9 protein-coding genes are annotated in these 9,428 nt (G+C 71.9%); 1 reads left to right on the top strand and 8 read right to left on the bottom strand.

Features of this window, described 5'->3' with window-relative positions:
* The first annotated feature begins 298 nt into the window (after positions 1-298).
* Positions 299-1,525 (top strand): arginine deiminase, encoded by a 1,227-nt coding sequence (locus GSF22_RS25815; RefSeq protein ID WP_208816333.1) that lies wholly within the window; start codon positions 299-301, stop codon positions 1,523-1,525.
* Between the two features lie 66 nt (positions 1,526-1,591).
* On the opposite strand, the gene GSF22_RS25810 is transcribed toward GSF22_RS25815, so the two are convergent.
* The 8 genes from GSF22_RS25810 to GSF22_RS25775 form a co-directional block, all read right to left on the bottom strand.
* Complete coding sequence (locus tag GSF22_RS25810) at positions 1,592-2,479, bottom strand: DUF5926 family protein (protein ID WP_208816332.1); 888 nt, start codon at positions 2,477-2,479, stop codon at positions 1,592-1,594.
* Between the two features lie 11 nt (positions 2,480-2,490).
* Entirely contained in the window at positions 2,491-2,967 is a 477-nt protein-coding gene (locus tag GSF22_RS25805) for an ATP-binding protein (protein ID WP_439957806.1), read from the bottom strand.
* 53 nt (positions 2,968-3,020) lie between these two features.
* Positions 3,021-4,478, bottom strand: a complete 1,458-nt coding sequence (locus GSF22_RS25800; RefSeq protein WP_208816330.1) for a sensor histidine kinase — start codon at positions 4,476-4,478, stop codon at positions 3,021-3,023.
* 77 nt (positions 4,479-4,555) lie between these two features.
* Positions 4,556-5,350 carry a glycerophosphodiester phosphodiesterase gene (locus GSF22_RS25795; RefSeq protein WP_208816329.1) on the bottom strand — a complete coding sequence of 265 codons (795 nt, stop codon included), beginning with the start codon at positions 5,348-5,350 and terminating at the stop codon, positions 4,556-4,558.
* A gap of 17 nt (positions 5,351-5,367) precedes the next feature.
* A complete protein-coding gene (locus tag GSF22_RS25790) occupies positions 5,368-5,703 on the bottom strand; it encodes a rhodanese-like domain-containing protein (RefSeq protein ID WP_208816328.1) in 336 nt (111 codons plus the stop codon).
* Positions 5,704-5,731: 28 nt separating this feature from the next.
* Positions 5,732-6,649, bottom strand: coding sequence for an LCP family protein (locus tag GSF22_RS25785; protein ID WP_208816327.1), 918 nt, complete (start codon positions 6,647-6,649; stop codon positions 5,732-5,734).
* Positions 6,650-6,886: 237 nt separating this feature from the next.
* Entirely contained in the window at positions 6,887-7,936 is a 1,050-nt protein-coding gene (locus GSF22_RS25780; protein ID WP_439957805.1) for an LCP family protein, read from the bottom strand.
* Positions 7,937-8,355: 419 nt separating this feature from the next.
* Positions 8,356-9,428 (bottom strand): LCP family protein (locus GSF22_RS25775; protein WP_208816325.1); only part of this gene is annotated, 1,073 nt, incomplete at its 5' end.

Here is a 9,428-nt window from a genome sequence, read left to right as displayed (position 1 = left end):
GCCCTACCCCCCGCCGCACCCGGACCCAACGCCGGGCCGGCTCCAGCAGTCCCGACCCGGCGTTGGGTCCGGGTGCGGCGGGGGGTAGGGCTCGTGCGGTGGGTACCGCTCGGCGAGCTGGGAACACAGTCATCGTGACCTCCGGCAAAAGGTCCCTTGAAGTTATGTCATCACTACCCTACGTGGCCAGTCCCGGCAAGTTGCAAGTTGAAGCGCCGGAGTGAGTAGGGATGAATGCCGTATTCAACCAAAGCCTCTTTTGCCAGATGGTGCCAACCCCCTGGCCTACGCTGCTGACGTGGCCCATTACGTCGACAGCGAAGTCGGCCGGCTCGGCACCGTCCTGCTGCACCGGCCCGGTCCCGAGCTGGCCCGACTGACCCCGAGGAACAACGACTCGCTGCTCTTCGACGCCATCCCCTGGGTCGGTCGGGCCCAGGAGGAACACGACGCCTTCGCCCGCGCTCTGCGCGAGCACGGCGTCGAGGTGCTCTACCTGGGCACCCTGCTGGCCGAGACACTCGCCGTCGCCGACGCCCGGGCCGAGCTGACCGAGCACGTGCTCGACGACCCCCGGCTCGGCGACACCCTGCGCCGGCGGGTCGCCGACCACCTGACCTACCTCGACCCGGGAGCCCTGGCCGACGTACTGATCGCCGGCCTCGCCCACGAGGAACTGCACACCAGCTGGGACCGCCCCGGTGGGCTGGTCTACACCCTGATGGACCGGCACGACTTCGTCATCGACCCGCTGCCCAACCTGCTGTTCACCCGGGACTCGTCGTTCTGGGTCGGCGACCGGGCCGGGGTCACCAGCCTCGCCATGCCCGCCCGGCGGCGGGAGACCACCCTCACCGGTGCCATCTACCGGCACCACCCGCGCTTCTCCGGCACCGAACTGGTCTACCGGCCGGAACTGGAGCATCTGGAGGGCGGTGACGTGCTGCTGCTCGCGCCCGGGGTGGTGGCGGTCGGGGTCGGTGAACGCACCACACCGGCCGGGGCGGAACGCCTGGCCCGCCGGGTCTTCGCCGCCGGACTGGCGCACACCATCCTGGTCGTACCGATCGCCCAGGAACGCGCCACGATGCACCTGGACACGGTCTGCACCATGGTGGACGTCGACGCCGTGCTCATGTACCCCAACGTCGCCGGCAGTCTCTCGGCGTACACCGTGATCGCCGGATCCGACGGCGAGCCGCAGGTGGACGGGCCCGCCCCGTTCCTGCGCGCGGCGGCCGACGCGATGGACCTCGACGTGCTCCGGGTCATCGACACCGGGCTCGACCCGGTGACCGCCGAACGGGAGCAGTGGGACGACGGCAACAACACCCTGGCCATCGCGCCCCGGCTCTGCGTGGGCTACGAACGCAACGTGGAGACCAACGCCCAACTGGCCCGTGCCGGCATCGAGGTGATCGAGATCGCCGGCTCGGAACTCGGCTCCGGCCGGGGCGGACCCCGCTGCATGTCCTGCCCACTGGTGCGGGAGCCGCTCCGGCCGGCGCCGGTGGGCACCGACTGAGCGGTACCGCCGGCGGCCCGGCCGCCCGCCCAGCCGGACAGTGGTCCGCCGGGCAGCCGGCCGGGGTCAGCGCAGGGTGAGCTGCCGACCGAGCAGTCCGTGCCGGGCCCGCCGGCCCGCCGCGTCCAGGACGGCCGGATCGGCCAGCGCCTCGGCGTACCGCTTGGCGAACCCGGCCACCGGCCCCTCCCACTCCTCGGCAGGGGTCTGCTCGGGCAGGTCCCAGACCGGGATGAGCCGGCCGTGTGCCCGGAACATGCCGGCGAACTTCGTCCCCTCGCCCAGGGTCAACGTGCCGGTGACGCTCAGCCGGGCCAGCGCGTCGAGGGCGGCGTCCTCGTCGTCCGGCAGCACCCAGCGCACGTGTGCCTTCTCCGGCACCTGGCACCAGTACGCCGCCCGGGCCGCCGTCATCCGTACGGTCGGGTAGATCGCCGCGTTGGCGCGCTCCAGGGACGCCTGGACGGACGGGTCGTCGGTCGCGCCCGGGTCCAGCCAGAACTCGAACCCGTCGTGCATGGTGATCTCCAGCGGCCCGTCGACCAGCACGTCGGTCAGGCGGGGGCCGGGACCGGGCAGCGGCGGCACCGCGACCTGCCGGCCGGGCTCGGTGCGCAGCGCGCAGAGCAGCGCCTCGGCGAGGTCCCGGGAGACGTCACCGGACTGGACGTGCCGTTGCAGGCCGATCAGCACCCGGCCGTCCGGCTTGGTCATCGCCGGAGCCGCCATCGGCAGCACGGTGGCCAGGGTGACCGGCCGGTCGCCGTACTCCTCGACCAGCTCCGGCTTCAGGCGCAGCGGCGCCGAGGCGGCCGGCACCAGCTCGCGCAGGGCGATCCACTCCGGCTCGTCGGCCAGCCCCTCGAACGGTCGCGGATTGAAGATGTCCCGCACCTTCTCGCGCCGGGGCGCGCTGTCGGTGGCGGACCGGGTGTTCTTTCGACGCTTGCTCACGGCGAGACAGCCTAAGCGTCCACGGGCCCGGTCAGGGTGCCGGCACCGGATCCGGCCGCCGACAGGCCGGCCGCGACCACGTCCGGACCCACCCCGCCCGGCGTGGCGGCCGAGAACTCCGCCCAGACGCTCTGCCCCAGACCGTCCCGCTCGACCCCCCAGCGGTCCGCGAGCGCGGCGACGATGTGCAGCCCGCGACCGTCGGCGGCGGTCGGGCCGGCCGCCCGGATCCGGGGGGTCGCCACGGCACCCCCGTCGGTGACCCGGATCTGCACCGACGCCGCCCCGGCAGCGGCGGGACCGACCCGCCACGCCACCCGGACCACTGCGCCGGGTAGCGGCTCGGCGTGCCGGACGGCATTGCCGACCAGTTCGGCGAGGACGGCGACCAGGTCGGCCAGCAGGTCCGGTGGCACCACTCCGGTCAGCTCGTCGGCGAGCCGGTGCCGGGCCAGCCGGGCACCCCGCGGGTGGTGGGGCACCACCACACACCACGAACGCTCATCCGACGTCGCCACCACCGTCGTCCCTCCCCACGGGCTCACCCGCGTGGTAGTCGCACCTCTGCGACGGTACCGCCACCCGGACGTGGGCGGAGGGATACCCAGCCATTCTGTCGTTCCACGATCCGCCGGACGAGGTAGAGCCCCAGACCGGCGCCCGGGTATCGGCGCCGGTCACCCGACTCCCCCTGCCAGAACCGCTCGAACGCCCGCTCGACGTGTTCGGGGCGGACCCCGATGCCCCGGTCGCTGACCCGGAACGCCACCGTCCGTTCGTCGGCCTCGGCGCTGATCCCGATGGTGGACCCGGCCGGGGAGTACTTGCCGGCGTTGGTGACCAGCTCGGTGAGGGTGGTGGCCAGGCTGTGCCGGTCACCGAGGGCCCGGGGCAGGTCCGCCGGCAGGTCGAGGGTCAACCGGTGCCGGAGGTCCGCAGGAAGGTCGTCCACTGCGGCCCGCAGGGCGGCAGTGAGGTCGAACAGGGCCGGTGCGTTCCCGATCGGGCCGCTCTCCGCCGTCGAGGAGAGCAGCCGGTCGACCAGTCGGGCCAGTTCGTCGGCGCGTTGCCCGATCACCCGGGCCGCCTTGCGCCGGTCGGCTTCGTCCAGCGAGTCCCAGTGGTTGGTCAGGGTGTCGGCGTATCCCTTGATCACGGTGACCGGGGTGCGCAGCTCGTGGCTGGTCACCGCGACGAAGAGATCCTGGTCGTGGTCGCGCTGCTGCTGCCCGGTGATGTCCCGGAAGGTGACCACCCGGTGCACACCGGGGGCGGGCAGTTCGCCGGAGGTGATCCGGATCCACCGCCCGTCGGGCAGCCGGTGGTCCAGCACCTGCCCGGACGGGGGCATCGGGAACGGCAGCGGCCGGCTCAGCGCCTGGGCCGCCGGCCGACCGGTGATCCTGGCCGCCGCCGGGTTCCAGAGCCGGACCTGACCGTCGCGGTCGATGATCGCGAGCCCGTCCGCGAGGGCCGCGACGACCGGCCCGTCCCCGTGTACCGGAAGCCCGCTCTGGTCGCCGTACATGTGCGCGATGCAGGACGCCAGGTACGCCACCACGGTCAACTGCTCCGGACAGCCCGGATCCTCGCTGCCCGGGTGCAGGGCGTGCAGGCTGCCCACCACCACCCCGCCGATTTCGGCCCGGGCCACGATCATCCGGCCGAGACCCCGGCCGTCGAGTTCGGCGGCCAGTTCGCCGTTGAGCGCGCCGACCCGTACCGACTGGACCCGGGGACCGGTGAAGAGACAGTCGGCGGTCGGGTCGTCCAGCGGCACCGGACGGCCCAGCGCCCAACCGGTGGCGCCGGTCGCCGCGATGATCCGCCCGCCGGCCGGGCCGTACTCGACGAAGGCCGTGCCGGCGGCACCGATCGACCGCTGGGTGAGGTGGAGCAGCTGGGTGAGGACCGGGAGGCCGGCGTCACCGGAATTGATCATTTCGATGACGACGGTGTGCCCGGCGAGGAGAGCGGCATAGTCGGGGCGCTCCGGCATGCTCCGAGTCTGCCCGTTCGGCGCGGTCGGGGACACCCCGGCACCGGCCGGGTACGTCCCGACGTGACCCGGCACCCCTACCGACCCAGCCGTTGCAGGACCAGCGCGGGCCGGTCGGTGATGACCCCGTCCACGCCGGATTCGAGCACCAGGTCCAGGTCGGCCGGCTCGTTCACCGTCCACACGTAGATCCGGTGGCCCGCCGCCCGCAACGCGGGTACGAGCTGCGGCCGGGCCCGGACCAGGTTGATCCCGGGGCCGGCGATCCGTACCCCGAAGGGCAGCCGCCCCAGCCGCAGCCAGCGGGGCAGCACCTCCAGCAGCAGTACCGTGGGCAGGGCCGGGGCGAGTTCCTGGACCCGGCGTACCGCCAGCGGGGAGAACGACATCACGGTCACCTGGACCGGATCGCCCGGCCCGGGGGCGTCCAGCCCGTACCGGCGCAGCATCTCGACCAGTCGCCGTTCCACCGTCGAGCCGTACCGGCTGGGATGCTTGGTCTCGATCAGCAGCCGGACCGGCCGGCCGGCGGCGGTGACCGCGTCGAGCAGCCGTTCCAGGGTGAGCAGCCGGGTGTGCGCGCCGTCCGGCGGCGTGTCCGGGTCGTCGCCGGGCGGGCAGCCCGGGTGCCAGGAGCCGAAGTCCAGCTCCTCCAGCTCGGCCAGGGTACGGGCGCTGACCCGGCCCCGGCCGTTGCTGGTCCGGTCCAGCCGGCGGTCGTGTACGCAGACCAGGTGGCCGTCCCGGGTCAGGCGGACGTCGCACTCCAGCCCGTCGGCACCCTCGTCGAGGGCGCGCAGATAGGCGGCGAGGGTGTGTTCGGGCAGGTCCGCGGAGGAGCCACGGTGGGCGAACACGAGGGGGGCGGGCACCACGACCGACCCGGGGCCTAGAGCACGTGGGCGGGGCGGCCGTCGTCGGTGACCACCGGCCGGCCGGCTGTGGCCCAGGCGTGCATCCCACCCTCGACGTTGCGGACGTTCTCCCAGCCGTGGTGCATCAGGTACGCCACCACCTGACCGGACCGGCCGCCGGAGCGGCAGATCACGGCGACGTCGGCGTCCGTCGGGATCTCGGCGAGCCGGGCCGGTACCTCCATCATCGGCAGGTGGTGGGCGCCGGGCGCGTGCCCGGCCGTCCACTCGTCCGGCTCGCGTACGTCGAGCAGGTAGGCGTCGTCGCCGACGGCGGACGCGGAAACGGAGGGCACCTTTGGTCCGAACACGGTCACCAAGCCTAGATGCCCGGCCCGGTCACAGCGGATTCACCCACCGCTGGTTGCTCCGGACCCACGGCTCGACCCGGTTCTCCCGGACCGCCTCGAACAGCCCGCCTCCGCCCTGGTCGAGCAGGACGTAGGAAACCTCGTCGATGGTCTGCGGGTGGGAGGGGACCTGCACCCCGAGCAGGGCGTCGGAGCGCAGGTCGCGCAGCGTGAAGACCAGGTCGTCCAGGGGTACCCCGTTGGTGTCCACGGTCAGCGAGGAGCCGACCGCGCGGAGCACCTGGTCGAACCGGGCCGGGTTGCCGCGCAGGTCGGTCGCGGCGGCGCGGTCCAGCATCGCCCGGAGCAGTTGCTGCTGGTGGCGCTGCCGGTCGTAGTCGCCGTTCGGCAGGTCGTACCGCTGCCGGACCAGGTCCAGGGCCTGTGCTCCGGTGAGCTGCTGGCAGCCGGCGGGGAAGACGTGCCCGGTGTGGATCGAGCGCACCTCGGTCTCCGGGCAGAGGCGTACCCCGCCGAGGATGTCGACCACCCGCTGGATCCCGGCGAAGTCGATCAGGGCGGCACCGTCGAACCGGAGACCGGTGAGCCGGGACAGGGTGGTGGAGAGCAGCCGCGCGCCGCCCTCACCGCCGCCGCCGTGCTGGTACGCCGCATTGATCTTGTCGTTGCCGCCCGGGTGACCCGGGGCGGCGGGGATGGCGACCAGCAGGTCCCGGGGGACCGAGATGAGATACGCCCGGCCCAGTCCGGCCGGCAGGTGCACGATCAGGATGGTGTCCGCCCGGGTCTCCGGGCTGTTGCTGTCCGGTCGCCGGTCGGAGCCGATGAGCAGGTAGTTCAGCGGACCGGAGAGGTCGGTACGCTCCTGCCGGGCGGTCGGGTCGAGCAGGAGTTCCCGGGCGACCGTGCGGTCGTACCGGTCGGTGAGCAGCCGCAGGCCGACCACGCCGAGGCCGGCGAGCAGGACCAGCGCGACGCCGAGGGTGAGCAGGCCACGCGCCCAGCGCGGGGTCCGTCGTCGGCCCGCACCCGATCCGGTACGCGTCGACGTCGCTCGTCGGAACCTGGCCGTGACATCCCCCCGGAGCCTGGTACGTGAGACCTGCTCACGTCAGGCTACGGTCCGGTCCGCCCGGTTGATGGTGTTTCCGGAACATCCGGCAGCCACCGGTGCCGGGCGCCGCTACTTGCGGTCGGAGAGCACCTCGGGGTTGGCGTAGACGAACTCGGCGAGCCGGTCCTCCTTGACCGCGCGGAACATCTCCAGGCTCTGTTCGTTCAGCACCTCCCGGCCCGAGCCGCCGGTGGCGAAGGTGCCGCCGTTGGTCCGGAGCAGGGTCAGCTCGTTGCCGGTGACGCCACGCATGGTGAAGACGAAGTCGGCGACGTCCACGCCCCCGGTGTCCAGCACCAGCGCCTCACCCGCGGCCTTGATCAGACGGTTGAGCTTGACCACGTTGACGCCACCCTCGGTGGCCTTCTTGGCCATCGCCTTGATCAGCTGCTGCTGGTTCTGCTGCCGGTCGTAGTCGCCGTTCTTCAGCTCCTTGCGCTGCCGGGAGTAGTCGAGGGCCTCCCAGCCCTTCATCTCCCGACAGCCCTTCTTGTGCACGACCGGCGTCATCTTCCTGCCGGTCTTCTTGGCGTCCGCGTTCCACATCGGCTTGCCGTCGACCATCGACATGTGGATCGACTTCGTCTCCTGCGCCACGCAGATCCGTACGCTGCCCAGCGCGTCGATGATCTTCTTGAAGCCGCCGAAGTTGATGATCGCCGCGCCGTCGAAGCTGACCCCGGTCATCTTCTTGATGGTCTGCGCCATGAGCTGGGCGCCGCCCTCCCAGCCGCCGCCGTTGCGGGCACCTGCCTGGAAGGCCGCGTTGATCTTGTCGACGCCCCCGTGGTAGCCGGTCTTCTTGAAGGCGGGGATGTGCGCCTCGGTGTCCCGGGGGATGGAGATCAGGTACGCCTGGTCGTGGGTGGCCGGGATGTGCAGGATGATGATGGTGTCCGCCCGCACGTCGTCGGCGGAGAGCCGGGCCCGGGCGTCCACGCCGAGCAGCAGCAGGTCGATGGGGCCGTTGAGGTCCTTGCCACCCTCGGCGTCGGACTTGCCGGCGTCACCGAGCAGGTTGGTCTGCTCGATGTCCCCGGTGGCCTGACTGATCAGGGCCTTGCTGCCGACGATGGCCACCCCGCTGGTCATCATCAGCACCGCGCCCACGATCACCATGATTCGGGCCCAGAGGGGGTCCTTGCGTCGGGGCCGCTTGGCTCTGCCGTCAGCTCCGGACCGGCCCCCGGTGCCACTCGGGCGTACCGCTGCCCGCGCAGGGGCGCCGGGATCCAGCGACGGGGGACGACGGCGGGTGTCAACCGGCATGCCTGCTCCAGCTCGCACAGTCAGGGGGCTTGCCCACTGTACGGATCGGAACCGGTCCTGGCGAGTTCATGTGTGCGCCATTATCCGGACAGTTTCGCTCATCCGCGCCGATCGTTGCCGGTCTGCGGCCGGTACGGTCGACGAGAATTCTGACCGATCGGCCGGCGACACTGCGCCCGACCGGATGAATCAGCTTCGGTACGTCACCGGCCCCCAGCGGGTATTGCCCGCCAAGGACCGGTGACGGTTCGGTTCGGTCCCTGCGGCTGCTACTGGCCGGCCGGCGGGTTGGCACGTACCCAGTCGGCCATCTTGTCCGCCGCGATCGCCTGGTACATCGCCAGCGCCTTCTCCCGGTTGGAGACCACCACCGACTCTCCGTTGATCATGTCGCTGCCGTTGTGCGGGCTGGTCACGAAGATCAGGTTCTCGCCCCGCAGATGCCGGAACTGGAGCGCCATGTCGACCAGCGAGAAACCCTGGTCCACGGTTACCGCGTCGGTGGTCGCCTTGAGGAAGGCGTTCAGCTTCGCGGGATTGCTGAGCGTGCCACCACTGGCCGCCTTGTCCATCAGGGCGCGGAGGAACTCCTGCTGGTGTCGCATCCGGGCGAAGTCCCCGTCCGGGAACTGCTTTCGTTGCCGGATCCAGTCCAACGCCTCCGCACCGTTCATGTGGTTCACGCCCTTGGTGAACTTGCGGCGTGGCGGGTGGATCGAGGTGATCGTCCGCTCGACGGTGAGGTCGACACCGCCGAGAGCGTCGGTGACCTCTTTGAAACCGGCGAAGTCGATCGCCATCACGTGGTCCAGGCGCACGTCGGTGAAGCACTCGACGGTACGGACGGCGAGCGGCAGCCCGCCGAAGGCGAACGCCGCGTTGATCTTCGCCCGTTGCCCGGAACCGCACTCGGCCTGGGGCCCCTCCGGAATGGGCACGTAGAGGTCCCGGGGGATGGAGACCAGGTACGCCGACTTATGGTCGGACGGGATGTGCATCACGATGATCGTGTCGGCCCGCCACTGGCTCTCCTTGTCCAGCGGCGCGTCCGGGTCACGCGAGTCGGTGCCCACCAGCAGGATGTTGATCGCGCCCTCGACCTGCTTCGCCGGCCGACCGCCGGTGATCTGCGAGAACGGGTCCGTCCGGGCCAGGTCGTCGTTGAGGCCCCGGGCGTAGAACCAGGCACCGAGGCCGCCCAGCAGGGCGAGGACCAGGACGGCGACCCCCGCCACCAGCCCGATCCGGCCCCAACGCGGGCGGGGGCCGCCCCGGCCGGCCGGGCCGTGGGGCCCACCCGGCCCGTGCGGCCCGCCGGGACCACCCGGACCGAGGGGGGCAC

The organism is Micromonospora echinofusca (assembly GCF_017614955.1).
Taxonomy (GTDB): Bacteria; Actinomycetota; Actinomycetes; order Mycobacteriales; family Micromonosporaceae; genus Micromonospora; species Micromonospora echinofusca_A.
The sequence above is the reverse complement of the archived record's forward strand: the minus strand, read 5'-3'. Positions and strand labels throughout refer to the sequence as shown.